9 protein-coding genes are annotated in these 15,329 nt (G+C 58.9%); 8 read left to right on the top strand and 1 reads right to left on the bottom strand.

Features of this window, described 5'->3' with window-relative positions:
- The first annotated feature begins 49 nt into the window (after positions 1 to 49).
- The 7 genes from tpx (at position 50) to POR16_RS11835 (ending at position 12,810) form a co-directional block, all read left to right on the top strand.
- A complete protein-coding gene (gene tpx / locus POR16_RS11805) occupies positions 50 to 550 on the top strand; it encodes a thiol peroxidase (RefSeq protein ID WP_005892911.1) in 501 nt (166 codons plus the stop codon).
- Between the two features lie 152 nt (positions 551 to 702).
- Entirely contained in the window at positions 703 to 2,004 is a 1,302-nt protein-coding gene (locus POR16_RS11810) for an MdtA/MuxA family multidrug efflux RND transporter periplasmic adaptor subunit (RefSeq protein ID WP_024671496.1), read from the top strand.
- Positions 2,001 to 5,111: an MdtB/MuxB family multidrug efflux RND transporter permease subunit gene (locus POR16_RS11815; RefSeq protein ID WP_122381306.1), complete on the top strand. Its 3,111-nt coding sequence runs from the start codon at positions 2,001 to 2,003 to the stop codon at positions 5,109 to 5,111. The genes POR16_RS11810 and POR16_RS11815 overlap by 4 nt, the downstream gene beginning before the upstream one ends.
- Positions 5,108 to 8,215: an efflux RND transporter permease subunit gene (locus POR16_RS11820; protein WP_024671498.1), complete on the top strand. Its 3,108-nt coding sequence runs from the start codon at positions 5,108 to 5,110 to the stop codon at positions 8,213 to 8,215. The genes POR16_RS11815 and POR16_RS11820 overlap by 4 nt, the downstream gene beginning before the upstream one ends.
- Positions 8,212 to 9,675, top strand: a complete 1,464-nt coding sequence (locus tag POR16_RS11825; RefSeq protein WP_005892904.1) for an efflux transporter outer membrane subunit — start codon at positions 8,212 to 8,214, stop codon at positions 9,673 to 9,675. Before POR16_RS11820 ends, POR16_RS11825 begins: the two co-directional genes overlap by 4 nt.
- Before the next feature lie 165 nt (positions 9,676 to 9,840).
- Positions 9,841 to 11,961 (top strand): putative bifunctional diguanylate cyclase/phosphodiesterase, encoded by a 2,121-nt coding sequence (locus POR16_RS11830; protein ID WP_005892902.1) that lies wholly within the window; start codon positions 9,841 to 9,843, stop codon positions 11,959 to 11,961.
- 102 nt (positions 11,962 to 12,063) lie between these two features.
- The gene (locus POR16_RS11835; protein WP_005892901.1) at positions 12,064 to 12,810 is read left to right on the top strand and encodes an SDR family oxidoreductase; all 747 of its coding nucleotides are present in this window, start codon (positions 12,064 to 12,066) and stop codon (positions 12,808 to 12,810) included.
- A gap of 48 nt (positions 12,811 to 12,858) precedes the next feature.
- Here the strand turns inward: POR16_RS11835 and POR16_RS26300 are convergent, their stop codons facing one another.
- A complete protein-coding gene (locus POR16_RS26300) occupies positions 12,859 to 13,017 on the bottom strand; it encodes a hypothetical protein (protein WP_005892900.1) in 159 nt (52 codons plus the stop codon).
- A gap of 284 nt (positions 13,018 to 13,301) precedes the next feature.
- On the opposite strand from POR16_RS26300, the gene POR16_RS11840 reads away from it, so the two are divergent.
- A complete protein-coding gene (locus POR16_RS11840) occupies positions 13,302 to 15,320 on the top strand; it encodes an alpha-1,4-glucan--maltose-1-phosphate maltosyltransferase (protein ID WP_005892899.1) in 2,019 nt (672 codons plus the stop codon).
- Positions 15,321 to 15,329: the final 9 nt, after the last annotated feature.

The raw sequence follows: 15,329 nt of genomic DNA on the forward strand, positions 1-15,329 counted from the left end.
CGTGTTTAACTTCCGGCTCTTTTATCCTCTCAGAAAAGGAATGTGTTTCATGGCTCAAGTGACCCTCAAAGGCGGTGCTGTTCAAGTCAACGGTAACCTGCCTGAAGTCGGCAGCAAGGCGCCTGCCTTCACGCTGGTGGGCGCAGGTCTTGCCGATAAGACCCTTGCCGACTTCGCTGGCAAACGCAAGGTATTGAACATCTTCCCAAGCGTCGATACACCGACCTGCGCAACGTCGGTACGTAAATTCAATGCCAGTGCCAACGACCTGAACAACACCGTCGTCCTGTGCATCTCGGCTGACCTGCCATTCGCACAAGCCCGCTTCTGTGGGTCTGAAGGGCTCGATAACGTTCATAACCTTTCTTCATTCCGCAGTGCCGATTTCAGTCAGCACTATGGCGTTGCCATCGCTGACGGTCCGTTGAAGGGCCTGACTGCACGTGCAGTCGTCGTTCTTGACGAAAACGACAACGTACTGCATAGCGAACTGGTGTCGGAAATCGCCGAAGAACCAGGCTACGATGCCGCACTGGCAGTATTGAAGTAACGTTCTGCAACATGTACTACGGCCTGAGTACGCTCGGGCCGTTTTTTGTTTGTGCCTCATACGTTTATCAAAAGTAAGCGCTTGGTAAAGGCGCTTTGCTTGTAACGCAACTGTGCTTATTGTTCACCCTTCTGTTAGAACCCCCACCTGTAATGGTTGATTTATTCATGCAATCGTCTGGCTCCCGTAAATCCCGTCGCTGGTTGATCAGTCTGTTGATCCTGCTGGTCGTTGTCGCCCTGTGCTGGTGGTTCTGGCCCGCAGCCACTTCCGGCAAGGGTGCCGAGAGCAAGAAGGCTGGTGCGGGCGGTATGGCACGCCCCGGCTTCGGTGCATCGGCGGTTGCGGTGCCGGTACGCGTCGCGCCAGTAACGCAGGGCGACTTTCCGATCTACTACAAGGCGCTCGGTACGGTAACGGCGATGAATACCATCAATGTGCGCAGCCGGGTGGCGGGGGAACTGGTCAAGCTCTACTTCCAGGAAGGGCAGATGGTCAAGGCAGGTGACTTGCTGGCGGAAATCGACCCGCGCAGCTATCAGGTCGCGTTGCTACAGGCCGAAGGTACGCTGGCGACCAATCAGGCGCTGCTCAAGAATGCTCAGCTTGATGTGAAGCGTTACCGTGACCTGTACGCCGAAGACAGTATTGCCAAACAGACACTGGACACGGCCGAGTCGCTGGTGAGTCAGTATCAGGGCACTATCAAGACCAATCAGGCTGCTGTGGCTGACGCAAAGTTGAGCCTGGATTTCACGCGTATTCGTGCGCCGATTGCAGGGCGTGTAGGCCTCAAACAGCTCGATGTCGGCAATCTGGTAGCTGCCAATGACACCACTGCGCTGGTCGTGATTACCCAGACTCAACCGATATCGGTAGCGTTCACACTGCCGGAAAAGGATCTGTCAAAGGTCATTGCCCGCTATCGCACGGGTGACAAACTGCCTGTCGAAGCCTGGGACCGCGGCGATACAAAACTGCAAGCCACCGGCGTGCTTGCCAGCCTCGACAACCAGATCGACGTGGCGACCGGTACCCTGAAGTTCAAGGCGCGTTTCGATAACGGTGACGAAATCCTTTTCCCCAATCAGTTCGTCAACGTGCGGCTGCGAGCCGACACCCTGAAGCAGGCTGTTCTAGTGCCGACGGCGGCCGTGCAGTTCGGCACGGACGGCACTTTTGTGTATGTGCTCGACGGTGAAAAGAAGGTCAAACTCAAATTGCTCAAGACCGGCCCCAGTGATGAAACCTCTACGGTCATCACTGAGGGTCTGGCGGTCGGCGAGCGAGTCGTGCTGGAGGGTACCGATCGTCTGCGCGATGGCGCGGAAGTCGAAGTCGTCAACGACAGCAAGGATGTTCCGGCAGGCCCAGGGCAGAAGCTGCAAGGCAAGCCTGACAGCGGCGTCGACAAGTCGGCAGCGCTCGGTAAGGTGGAAAAACCAAACGTATGAACATGTCGCGCCTGTTCATCCTGCGCCCGGTCGCTACCACTCTCAGCATGCTGGCCATCGTACTGGCTGGCTTGATCGCCTATACCTTGCTGCCAGTGTCGGCGTTGCCCCAGGTTGATTATCCAACCATTCGCGTGATGACCCTGTACCCCGGCGCTAGCCCGCAGGTGATGACAAGCTCCGTGACCGCGCCACTGGAACGTCAGTTCGGACAAATGCCGGGCCTGACCCAGATGGCGTCCACCAGCTCTGGAGGCGCCTCGGTCATTACCTTGCGCTTCAGTCTTGAAATCAACATGGACGTGGCCGAGCAGCAGGTGCAGGCTGCGATCAACGCAGCCACCAATCTGTTGCCGACCGACCTCCCGGCACCTCCGGTATATAACAAGGTCAACCCGGCAGACACGCCGGTCCTGACCCTCGCGATCACCTCCAAAACCATGCTGTTGCCCAAACTCAATGACCTGGTCGATACGCGCATGGCGCAGAAGATCTCGCAGATCAGTGGTGTGGGCATGGTCAGCATCGCGGGCGGCCAGCGTCAGGCGGTAAGGATCAAGGTCAACCCCGAGGCCCTGGCAGCCAACAGTCTCAACCTGTCCGATGTCCGCACGCTGATCAGCGCCTCCAACGTGAATCAGCCCAAGGGTAACTTCGACGGTCCGACCCGGGTTTCCATGCTCGACGCCAATGATCAACTGAAATCCCCGGAGGAATACGCCAACCTGATCCTGGCCTACAAGAACGGCGCGCCGCTGCGACTGAAGGATGTGGCTGAAATCGTTGATGGTGCCGAGAATGAACGGCTGGCTGCCTGGGCCAACCGCAGTCAGGCGGTGCTGTTGAACATTCAGCGCCAGCCAGGCGCCAACGTGATTGATGTGGTCGACCGGATCAAGACACTGCTGCCCGGAATCACAGAAAACCTGCCGGCCGGCCTTGATGTCGTCGTGCTGACCGACCGCACGCAGACCATTCGTGCTTCCGTGACCGATGTTCAACACGAATTGTTGATCGCCATCGTGCTCGTGGTACTGGTCACGCTCCTGTTCCTGCGGCGTTTCAGCGCGACGATCATTCCTTCCATTGCCGTGCCGCTGTCGCTGGTCGGCACCTTCGGTGTGATGTATCTGGCCGGTTTCTCGGTCAACAACCTGACGCTGATGGCATTGACTATTGCGACCGGCTTCGTGGTCGATGACGCCATTGTGATGCTGGAAAACATCTCCCGGCACATTGAAGAGGGCGAGACGCCCATGCAGGCCGCGCTCAAGGGCGCCAAGCAGATCGGTTTCACCCTCATATCCCTGACCCTGTCGCTGATAGCGGTGCTTATCCCGCTGTTGTTCATGGCCGATGTGGTAGGGCGTCTGTTTCGCGAGTTCGCCATCACCCTGGCGGTCGCGATCCTGATATCGCTTGTGGTATCGCTGACCCTGACACCGATGATGTGCGCGCGCCTGCTCAAGCGCGAGCCCAAGGAGGAGGACCAGAGCCGTTTTTACCGCGCCAGCGGCGCGTGGATCGACTGGTTGATCGATGTGTATGCAGGCAGGCTGCGTTGGGTACTCAAGCATCAGCCCCTGACTCTGCTGGTGGCCGTAGGCACTCTGGCGCTGACCGTGCTGCTCTATATCGCGGTGCCCAAGGGGTTCTTTCCGGTGCAGGACACCGGCGTGATTCAGGGCATTTCCGAAGCGCCGCAGTCGGTTTCGTTTGCAGCCATGAGCCAGCGTCAACAGGCCCTGGCGGACATCATCCTGAAAGACCCTGCGGTGGTCAGTCTGTCGTCCTACATCGGCGTCGATGGCGACAACGCAACACTCAACAGCGGCCGCCTGCTGATCAACCTCAAGCCCCACAGCGCCCGCGACCTTACCGCGAGCGAGGTGATTCAGCGCCTGCAACCGGAAGTCGACAAACTTTCGGATATTCGCCTGTTCATGCAGCCGGTGCAGGACCTGACCATCGAAGACCGGGTCAGCCGTACCCAGTATCAGTTCAGCATGTCTTCTCCCGATGCCGAGTTGCTGGCGACGTGGAGCGCGAAGCTGGTGGACGCGCTGGACAAACGACCCGAGTTGACCGATGTAGCCAGCGACCTGCAGGACAAGGGCTTGCAGGTGTATCTGAACATTGATCGCGACGCAGCCAGCCGGGTAGGCGTTACTGTCGCCTCTATTACCGACGCGCTGTACGACGCTTTTGGCCAGCGACAGATATCCACCATCTACACCCAGGCCAGTCAGTACCGGGTGGTGCTGCAGGCCGCATCGGCCAGTGAGCTGGGTCCTGAAGCGCTCGAGCAGATCCACGTCAAGACCACCGATGGCGCACAGGTAAAGCTGTCGAGCCTGGCTCGGGTGGAGCAGCGTCAGGCACAACTGGCCATTGCCCACCTCGGGCAGTTTCCGGCGGTCATGATGTCGTTCAACCTTGCGCCCGGTATCGCACTGGGCAAGGCGGTCGAAGTCATCGAGCAGGTTCAGCACGAAATAGGCATGCCGATTGGCGTTCAGACGCAGTTTCAGGGGGCCGCGGAAGCCTTTCAGGCATCGCTGTCCAGCACGCTGCTGCTGGTTCTGGCAGCGGTTGTAACCATGTACATCGTGCTGGGCGTGCTTTACGAGAGCTACATTCACCCGATTACAATACTTTCGACCCTGCCTTCGGCGGCGGTCGGTGCGTTACTGGCGCTGTTGATCAGCGGTAACGATCTGGGAATGATCGCTATCATCGGCATCATTCTGCTGATCGGCATCGTCAAGAAAAACGCCATCATGATGATCGACTTCGCGCTGGATGCGGAACGCAACCGGGGCGTGGCGCCCGAGAAAGCGATCTATGAAGCTGCACTGCTGCGCTTTCGGCCCATTCTGATGACCACGCTGGCTGCGCTTTTCGGTGCCATTCCGCTGATGCTGGCTAGCGGCTCCGGTGCCGAACTGCGTCAGCCGCTGGGTTTGGTGATGGTCGGGGGGTTGTTGCTCAGTCAGGTTCTGACGCTGTTTACCACACCTGTCATCTACCTTTACTTCGACCGTCTGGGCCGCCGCTGGAGTCGCAAGCCTGCCGGTCAGGACCGAATGGAGCGGGCTGACACATGAACCTGTCAGCGCCGTTTATCCGTCGCCCGGTGGCGACTGTACTGCTGAGCCTGGCGATCATGCTGCTGGGGGCCGTCAGCTTCCGCCTGCTGCCGGTGGCGCCTTTGCCGAACATGGACTTCCCGGTCATTGTGGTATCGGCGAGCCTTGCGGGTGCCAGTCCCGAAGTAATGGCCTCCACCGTGGCCACCCCACTGGAGCGTTCGCTGGGCAGCATTGCCGGGGTCAATACCATGACCAGCAATTCTAGCCAGGGAACGACTCGGATCATTCTGCAGTTCGATCTGGAACGCGACATAAACGGCGCGGCTCGTGAAGTCCAGGCGGCCATCAATGCTTCGCGCAACCTGCTGCCTAGTGGTATGCGCAGCATGCCCACCTACAAGAAGGTCAACCCGTCCCAGGCTCCGATCATGGTCCTGTCGATGACGTCGACGGTGCTTGAAAAGGGCCAGCTGTACGACATCGCCTCGACCATCCTGTCACAGAGCCTGTCGCAGGTGCCCGGGGTAGGGGAAGTGCAGATCGGCGGCAGTTCGTTGCCTGCAGTGCGTATCGAACTTGAGCCGCAGATGCTGTCCCAGTACGGCATATCGCTTGACGATGTACGTACCGCCATCACCGGTTCCAACGTGCGGCGGCCCAAAGGCTTTGTTGAAGATGATCAGCACAACTGGCAGGTTCAGGCCAACGACCAGCTTGAAACCGCCAAGGACTATGCTCCGCTGATCATCCGCTACAAGGATGGCGCGACGCTGCGCCTGAAGGATGTCGCGAAAGTCAGCGACGCAGTAGAGGACCGTTACAACAGCGGCTTCTACAACAATGATCAGGCGGTTTTGCTGGTCGTGAACCGTCAGGCGGGTGCCAACATCATCGAGACCGTGGCGCAGATCAAGGCACAGTTGCCGGCCTTGCGCGCTGTGCTGCCTGCCAGTGTCAGTCTCAATATCGCCATGGACCGCTCGCCGGTGATCAAGGCGACGCTGCACGAGGCCGAAATGACACTGCTGATCGCCGTGGTACTGGTGGTCATGGTGGTCTTTCTGTTCCTCGGCAGTTTTCGGGCCTCGCTGATTCCCACCCTGGCGGTTCCCGTATCGCTGGTGGGCACCTTTGCGATCATGCACCTGTTCGGCTTTTCCCTGAACAACCTGTCGTTGATGGCCTTGATCCTCGCCACCGGGCTGGTGGTCGACGACGCCATTGTGGTGCTGGAAAACATCTCCAGGCACATACACAACGGTCTTGACCCCATGAAAGCAGCTTTTCTGGGGGCCAGGGAGGTGGGCTTCACCTTGCTGTCGATGAACGTTTCGCTGGTCGCGGTGTTCATTTCCATACTTTTCATGGGCGGACTGGTCGAAAGTCTGTTTCGCGAGTTTTCCATCACCTTGTCGGTAGCGATCATTGTCTCGCTGATTGTGTCCCTGACCCTGACCCCGATGTTGTGCGCGCGCTGGCTGAAGCCCCACGACGCGGCCGCAGAAAACGCCTTTCAGCGCTGGAGCGAACGCGTCAACGACCGCATGGTGGCAGGCTACGATCGCTCGCTGGGCTGGGTGCTGCGTCACCCGCGGCTGACGTTGCTCAGTCTGCTGATCACTGTCATCGTCAATGTCGCGCTGTATGTGGTAGTGCCCAAAACCTTTCTGCCACAGCAGGACACCGGGCAACTGATGGGCTTTGTGCGTGGCGATGACGGCCTGTCTTTTTCGGTCATGCAGCCAAAAATGGAAACCTTTCGCCGCTCGGTGCTGGCCGATCCTGCGGTGGAAAGTGTCGCCGGTTTCATCGGTGGCAGTGGCGGCACCAACAACGCGTTCATGATCGTGCGCCTCAAGCCGATCGGGGAGCGTAAGCTTTCTGCTGAAAAGGTAGTGGAACGCCTGCGCAAGAATATGCCGCATGTGCCGGGCGGCAGGCTGTTCCTGGCCCCGGATCAGGATCTGCAACTGGGCGGCGGACGTGAACAGACCAGCTCGCAGTATCAATACATCGTGCAGAGTGCCGACCTTGCCAGCCTGCGCCAGTGGTACCCGAAAATCGTGGCGGCGCTCAAGTCGGTCCCGGAACTGACGGCCATCGATGCACGGGAAGGTCGCGGCGCGCAACAGGTCACTCTGGTAGTCAATCGCGACACAGCCAAACGGCTGGGTATCGACATGAACATGGTCACGGCGGTGCTCAACAATGCTTACAGTCAACGTCAGGTGTCGACCATCTATGACAGCCTCAACCAGTACAAGGTGGTCATGGAGGTCAGCCCCAAATACGCTCGGGACCCTGTGACCCTGGAGCAGGTTCAGGTGATCACATCCGACGGGCAGCGCGTGCCGCTGTCGAGCATCGCCCATTACGAGCGTAGTCTGGCGAATGACCGGGTGTCTCATGACGGTCAGTTCGCGGCCGAGAACATTTCCTTCGATCTGGCCGAGGGTGCCAGCCTCGACAAGGCGACAGTAGCTATAGAGCGGGCCATTGCCGCTATCGGTCTGCCGGCCGACATCATTTCGAAGATGGCTGGCACCGCCAACGCATTCGCCTCGACCCAGGAAAGCCAGCCGTGGATGATCCTCGGCTCGTTGCTGGCGGTGTATCTGGTGCTGGGGATCCTTTATGAAAGCTACATTCATCCGTTGACGATTCTCTCGACCCTGCCATCGGCGGGAGTTGGCGCACTGCTGACGATCTATGTGCTGGGCAGCGAATTCAGCCTGATCTCCCTGCTGGGGCTGTTTTTGCTGATCGGCGTGGTGAAGAAGAACGCCATCATGATGATCGACCTGGCGCTGCACCTGGAACGCGATCAGGGCATGACCCCTCAGGACTCGATCCGCAGCGCTTGTCTGCAACGCCTGCGCCCGATTCTGATGACCACGATGGCGGCGATTCTCGGCGCCTTGCCGCTGCTGCTGAGCACCGCCGAAGGTGCCGAGATGCGCAAACCCCTGGGTTTGACGATCATTGGCGGGCTCATCTTCAGCCAGATTCTGACCCTCTATACCACTCCGGTGGTTTACCTTTATCTCGACCGTCTGCGCCATCGTTACAACAAATGGCGCGGCGTGCGTACCGATGCTGCTCTGGAAACCCCGCTATGACCGAACGCCTGGCATTCATATCCCGCCCGAAGGGGCTGATTCGTCCAATCGGGCTGGGGCTCTGCATCGTGCTGCTGAGTGCCTGCGCGGTCGGGCCGGACTACCAGAAGCCGTCAGCGGCAGCGCCCGTGCATTTCAAGGCCGCCGCGGGCTGGCGTGCGGCCACGCCGAGTGACGCAATGGTCAAAGGCGCCTGGTGGGAGGTGTACGGAGACCCTCAATTGAACGCGCTGGTCGAGCGGCTCAATACCTCTAACCAGACCGTCGCTCAATACGACGCGCAGTATCGACAGGCGCAAGCGCTGGTGCGCAGTTCCAGAGGCGCATTCTTTCCGACTCTGGACCTGACCACCGGCAAGACCCGTTCAGGGCAGGGCACCGGTACATCGAATAGTGGCAACAGTGTGTCGGGCATCCGCAACAGTTATAACGCACAGCTCGGCGTCAGTTGGGAGGCGGATATCTGGGGCAAGTTGCGTCGCGGGCTTGAAGCCGACACTGCCAGCGCACAGGCGAGCCTTGCTGACCTGGCTGCCATGCGTCTTAGTCTGCAATCGGAGCTGGTACAGAACTATTTGCAGCTGCGGGTCATCGACGAGCAGAAGCGCCTGCTTGAATCCACTGTCGAAGCCTATCAGCGCTCACTGAACCTGACCCGGAACCAGTACCGTGCAGGTATCTCGGGCAGTGATGCGGTGGCGCAAGCGCAGACTCAGTTGAAAAGCACCCAGGCCGACCTGATCGATCTGGCCTGGCAACGTGCCCAGTTCGAGAACGCCATTGCCGTGCTGATGGGGATGGCGCCAGCAGAGTTCAGTCTGGCCGCCACGACATCGATACCGCAATTACCGCAGATTCCACCCGGTCTGCCTTCCCAGCTGCTGGAGCGTAGACCTGATATCGCTGCCGCCGAGCGCTCGGTGATGGCCGCCAACGCCAACATCGGGGTTGCCAAGGCTGCATACTATCCGGACTTCACCTTGAGCATGAGCGGTGGCTACAACAGCAGTACCTTCGCCAACTGGATCAGCCTGCCCAACCGTTTCTGGTCGGTAGGACCGCAGCTGGCGATGACCCTGTTCGATGGCGGACGGCGGACGGCGGAGGTCGACCGCTCCGAGGCCGTCTACGACCAGACCGTTGCTCAGTATCGGCAAACGGTTCTCAACGGTTTTCAGGAGGTAGAAAACTACCTTATACAGCTCAAGGTATACGAGCAGGAGGCTGCCGTGCGCCAGGAGGCGCTGGTTTCCGCTAGAGACTCGTTGCGCTTGACCAGTAACCAGTACAAAGCCGGACTGATCGGCTATCTGGATGTCGTCAACGTCCAGGCCACTGCACTTAGCAATGAGCGTAGTGTGCTGAGCGTGTTACAAAGCAGGCTGATTGCCAGTGTTCAGTTGATTGCCGCATTGGGCGGTGGCTGGGATGCAGACAGTGGCCTGACGCTTAGAGAGTAAGTTTTAAAGCGCCGCGGACGACTTTCTTCGACGTAGCGCTCATAAATACAAAATTAATGGCGTTTAGCCATCCTTTTAGACCAGGTGCCGCGACATTTGGTGGCTATTGCGTACAATCGTCCGCAAGATCGGCATGGACGCGCTCATTGGGCTCCAGGTGCGTTTATGTTGATTGGCAGTTACACCCCCTCGCTTGTCATGATCTCCGTCGTTGTTGCGGTACTAGCGTCCTATATCTCACTCGATCTTGCCGGGCGAATCGTCTCTGCCAACGGCAAGACATTGTATGTGTGGATCGCAGGCGGTGCGTTCGCAATGGGCGTCGGTATGTGGTCCGTGCATTTCATCGGCATGTCGGCGTTCGCGCTGCCGTTCGAGCTGGCGTATGACATTGCGCTGCTGTTGTGTTCTCTGGTAATCGGAATCCTGTCATCCGGATTTGCCTTGTGGCTGGTGAGCCAGCGGCAGCTGACCGCACTGCCGCTGTGCTTGGGCGCACTGCTGCTCGGTCTCGGTATCAGCTCGATGCATTACATCGCCATGGCGGCAATGCGCATGCAGCCTGCCATCGAGTACGACACGGGATGGCTGATCCTGTCTCTGATCATTGCCGTCCTGGCATCGGCCGCCGGCTTGAGGATGGGCTTCATGCTTCGCCAGCAACGACCGCGCGTCTATCTGGCTCGAACTGCAGCAGCGGTGGTGCTTGGTGTGGCCATCGTCGGCATGCATTACACCGGTATGGCCGCTGCCCACTTTGCCGATGGCAGCTTCTGCGGGGCATGGAGCAGCGGTGTGAGTGCGGATGATCTCAACCCCCTTGTACTCGTCACCAGCCTGGCAGTGCTGAGTATCACCTTGCTGACCTGCCTTCTTGACTCCCACCTGGAGGCGCGCACTGCGGTGCTCGCGAATTCGCTGACTCAGGCGAACCTGGAACTGACCCACTTGGCCTTGCACGACAAACTGACAGGTTTGCCGAATCGCGTGCTGCTGACCGACCGTATAGAGCATGCGATGCAGAAGACCCGGGAGCAGGGCGGCTGTTTTGCGCTGATGTTCATGGATCTGGACGGTTTCAAACCGGTCAATGATGCTTTTGGCCATCATGTCGGCGACTTGCTGCTGCGACAGGTGGCGATACGGCTGCGCGAGAACCTGCATCGCGAGGACACGCTTGCGCGGGTCGGGGGCGATGAGTTCGTGCTGCTGGTCGAGCTGAACGATCCCCAGGAAGCAACGTTGGTCGCTGCACGCCAGGTCAGCGTGATCAGTCATCCCTTCGAAATAGGCGGGCATCAACTGCAGATTTCGTTGAGCATCGGTATCTGCGTCTATCCTGGCAATGGCGTGACGCAGCACGAACTGCTGGTCAACGCCGATGCGGCGATGTACCACACCAAGGCAGCGGGCAAGAACGGTTTCAGTTGTTTCGATGCCTCGATGAACAGCAATGCACTCAACCAGCTTCAGCTGTCGCAGGACTTGCGCGTGGCACTCAAGCAGAAGCATTTCTGTCTGTACTACCAACCCAAATTCGACGCATTGAGCGGCTTGCCGGTCGGGGCAGAGGCGCTGTTGCGCTGGAACCATCCGCAACGCGGTCTGCTGGGCCCGGACCTGTTCATCGGTTTGGCCGAGAAGACCGGCCTGATCATCCAGATCGGCGAATGGGTGCTGGACGAAGCCTGTAGACAAATGCGCGAATGGTACACCCAGGGTTACCCTCACTGGCGCATATCGGTGAACCTGTCGGCCTTGCAGTTCTGCCATTCCGGGCTGGTCACGGCAGTAGCTGACACCCTGGACCGCCATCAGCTTCCGGCCAACTGTCTGACGCTGGAAATTACCGAGACCACCGCCATGCATGACGCTGATGTCAGCCTGGCAGTGCTGAAAAGGCTTTCGGAGATGGACGTTGACCTGTCGATCGATGATTTCGGTACGGGTTACTCCAGCCTGATGTATCTCAAGCGGCTACCGGCCAATGAAATCAAGATTGATCGAGGGTTCGTGCGTGATCTTGAGCACGACACCGACGACGCTGCCATCGTGTCGGCCATCGTCGCCGTAGGCCAGGCATTGAACCTGCGAATCGTCGCCGAAGGCGTGGAAACCGCCGTGCAGCAGCGCTTTCTGACCCACCTGGGCTGCCACGCTCTGCAAGGCTTCCTGCTCGGTCACCCTTTGCCTGCGCAGCAGTTTCTCGACGAGATCCGGGCAACCGAAGCCAAGGGCGCCTCCGGTGTTGACGATGGCAGGCAGAGGTTTTCTGACACGCTTTGATGGCGCTGGATGACAAAGGCTGGCACGATCAGCGGAGTCTGGCGAACGTGCAGGTGTCCACTGCGCCTCAACGCCGGCTTCAGAAAAAATACGAGAAAGCCCATGGAAAAAGTCCTCATCATCACCGGCGGTTCGCGCGGGATCGGCGCCGCCACTGCGCGTCTTGCCGCCTCTCAGGGCTACCGGATCTGTATCAACTACCTGTCCGACCACGCCTCGGCGGAAAAGACCGCCGGGCAGGTCAGAGCGCTGGGCGCGCACGCGATCACCGTGCAGGCCGACGTCAGCAACGAAGATGAAATAATGCGGCTGTTTGCCAGAGTCGACTCGGAACTTGGTCATGTCACTCATCTGGTCAACAACGCAGGCACTCTGGCCCAGGCTTCGAGGGTCGAGGATATGTCCGAGTTTCGCATGCTCAAGATGATGATGAACAACGTGGTCGGCCCCATGTTGTGCAGTAAACACGCCCTGCTGCGCATGCTGCCTCGACATGGCGGGCACGGTGGCAGCATTGTCAATGTGTCCTCGCTGGCATCGCGACTGGGTTCGGCTGGCGAGTACGTTGATTACGCCGCCTCCAAAGGCGCGCTGGACACCTTCACCATCGGGCTGTCCAAAGAAGTGGCGGGGGAGAACATTCGTGTCAACGCAGTCAGGCCGGGCTTTATCTTTACTGACTTTCACGCCCTGAGCGGCGATCCGTTCCGCGTCAGCAAGCTGGAGGGGGCATTGCCAATGGGCCGTGGCGGCACCGCAGAAGAAGTGGCCGAAGCCATCCTCTGGCTGCTATCGGACAAGGCGTCCTATGCGACGGGCACGTTCATCGATGTGGCGGGAGGGCGCTGAGGGCGCCTGTGCTTGAAACACAGGCACCATCGCACTGCCTTATACGGCTCACACCACGACGGGCGGCGCATTGGCTGGCGGGTCGCCCACGGGAGTTTCGTTGGGGGGAGGTGTCGATGGAGGCGGTTTCTGCTCAGGCGGCGGATCAGGCAGGATGGGATCATCGATGTTCGGCTCTGGCACTTCTGTCGGGTTGGGTAACGTCATGGCATCAGCCTCCTTGTGGGTGCAGCTTTCGACTGCCGCTGCGTATTGATGATTCAATCGTTTTACCTATCGCACTTGCTCACCGATTTCCCGAGCGCACTTCGCTCGCACCTTGACCCCACACCTCGACACACCGGTCAAACAACCGTAAAACCTTTGAACTTTACTTTCGTTGACAGCTCGGAACCTAGGCAGCTGAATTAGATCATCTGCTGCCATACCGTCAATTTTTCCATTGCATGGAATGCACAGGAGCGTCCTTGGGGCGTGAGGAGTGATGCTCGATGAATGAACAGCCATACGGTCCGGATTCTCTGGCCACCGATGTCCCGCACCCAACCCTTCCTTTGTCTCTTACCCAAGCGCTGCAATTGCCCCGCATCGTGATCGAAGACACGTCGCCGGTCATTGACGGTGGGCTGTTTGCGGCGAAGGCAATCACCGGGCAAGCGGTTACGGTCACCAGCAAGGTCTACGCCGATGGGCATGACAAGATGGCGGTCAACATTCGCTGGCGCGCTGCCGATGAAGAATACTGGCACACGGCCCCCATGCGCGAACTGGGCAACGACAGCTGGATCGGTGAGTTCACCCCGACATCTGTCTGCCGCCATGTGTTTCGCCTTGAAGCCTGGATCGACCAATTTGGCAGCTATCGCTACGAACTGGAAAAGAAGTTCGGCGCCGGTGTGTCCATCAAACTGGAGCTGGAAGAAGGGCGTATTCATCTGGTGCATGCTGCAGAGCGCAGTCAGGGTGAACAGCGTCAGCACATCGAAGACCTGGTAGGGCGGCTTGAAAAATCCGACAGCGACGAGAAGGTAGCGCTGCTGTTGCACAGCGACACCGCGAACCTGATGAAGCAGGCAGACAATCAGGCGTTTTTGAGCCGCAGCGTGGAGTTCCCCCTGGATGTCGAGCGCGAGCTGGCGCAGTTCGCCAGTTGGTATGAGTTGTTTCCGCGTTCGATGACAGACGACAAGTCACGTCACGGTACTTTCAACGACGTCCACTCGCGTCTGCCAATGATTCGCGACATGGGTTTCGACGTGCTGTATTTCCCGCCGATCCACCCGATCGGCCGCGCCCACCGCAAGGGGCCTAACAACTCTCTGACTGCAGGCCCTGATGATCCGGGCAGCCCGTATGCAATCGGCAGTGAAGATGGCGGCCATGAAGCCATCCATCCGCAGTTGGGCAGTCGCGAAGACTTCCGCAACCTGGTCAAAGCTGCAGCTGATCACGGTCTTGAGATCGCCCTGGATTTTGCCATTCAGTGCTCACAGGACCACCCTTGGCTCAAGCAGCACTCGGGCTGGTTCTCGTGGCGTCCGGACGGCACCATTCGTTATGCAGAAAACCCGCCGAAAAAGTATCAGGACATCGTCAACGTCGATTTCTATGCCCCCGATGCCATTCCAGGCCTGTGGCTTGAACTGCGTGACATCGTGCTGGGCTGGGTCAAGGAAGGCGTGAAGATTTTCCGCGTCGACAACCCGCACACCAAGCCGTTGCCGTTCTGGCAGTGGATGATCGGGGAAGTGCGCAGCCAGCACCCTGAAGTGATGTTCTTGGCCGAAGCGTTCACCAAGCCAGCAATGATGGCGCGCCTGGGCAAGGTCGGCTACACCCAGAGCTACACCTACTTCACCTGGCGAAACACCAAGGCCGAGTTGTCGGAATACTTCACTGAACTCAACGACGTGCCGTGGCGCGATTGCTATCGCCCGAACTTCTTCGTCAACACACCGGATATCAATCCGCGCTTCCTGCACGATTCCGGCCGGGCCGGGTTCTTGATCCGTGCTGCGCTCGCGACCATGGGGTCAGGCCTGTGGGGCATGTACTCAGGGTTCGAATTATGTGAAGCCGCACCGATCCCCGGTAAAGAAGAATATCTGGACTCGGAGAAGTACGAGATCCGCGTTCGTGACTATGCCGCGCCCGGCAACATCATCGCCGAAATAGCTCAGCTCAACCGCATTCGCAGACAGAACCCGGCGCTGCAGACCCACTTGGGCTTGAAGCTGTACAACGCTTGGAATGACAACATTCTGTACTTTGGCAAGCGTTCTGCCGATGGCAGCAACTTTGTTCTGGTGGCCATCAATCTTGATCCGCACAACGCGCAGGAAGCGGATTTTGAATTGCCTCTTTGGGAAATGGGCCTGGCCGACGATGCCGCGACCTCTGGCGAAGACTTGATGACCGGTCATCGCTGGACCTGGTATGGCAAGTACCAGCATACGCGTCTCGACCCGTCGCAACCTTTCGGAATCTGGCGTATCCAGGCCTCGCAGTAATACTCCCAA

The organism is Pseudomonas coronafaciens pv. oryzae str. 1_6 (assembly GCF_000156995.2).
Classification (GTDB): Bacteria; Pseudomonadota; Gammaproteobacteria; order Pseudomonadales; family Pseudomonadaceae; genus Aquipseudomonas; species Aquipseudomonas tremae.

Coding starts and splice junctions, on each gene's coding strand:
- POR16_RS11840 (WP_005892899.1), top strand. CDS start 13,302: ATGAATGAACAGCCATACGGTCCGGATTCTCTGGCCACCGATGTCCCG.
- tpx (WP_005892911.1), top strand. CDS start 50: ATGGCTCAAGTGACCCTCAAAGGCGGTGCTGTTCAAGTCAACGGTAAC.
- POR16_RS11810 (WP_024671496.1), top strand. CDS start 703: ATGGTTGATTTATTCATGCAATCGTCTGGCTCCCGTAAATCCCGTCGC.
- POR16_RS11830 (WP_005892902.1), top strand. CDS start 9,841: ATGTTGATTGGCAGTTACACCCCCTCGCTTGTCATGATCTCCGTCGTT.
- POR16_RS11820 (WP_024671498.1), top strand. CDS start 5,108: ATGAACCTGTCAGCGCCGTTTATCCGTCGCCCGGTGGCGACTGTACTG.
- POR16_RS11825 (WP_005892904.1), top strand. CDS start 8,212: ATGACCGAACGCCTGGCATTCATATCCCGCCCGAAGGGGCTGATTCGT.
- POR16_RS11835 (WP_005892901.1), top strand. CDS start 12,064: ATGGAAAAAGTCCTCATCATCACCGGCGGTTCGCGCGGGATCGGCGCC.
- POR16_RS26300 (WP_005892900.1), bottom strand. CDS start 13,017: ATGACGTTACCCAACCCGACAGAAGTGCCAGAGCCGAACATCGATGAT.
- POR16_RS11815 (WP_122381306.1), top strand. CDS start 2,001: ATGAACATGTCGCGCCTGTTCATCCTGCGCCCGGTCGCTACCACTCTC.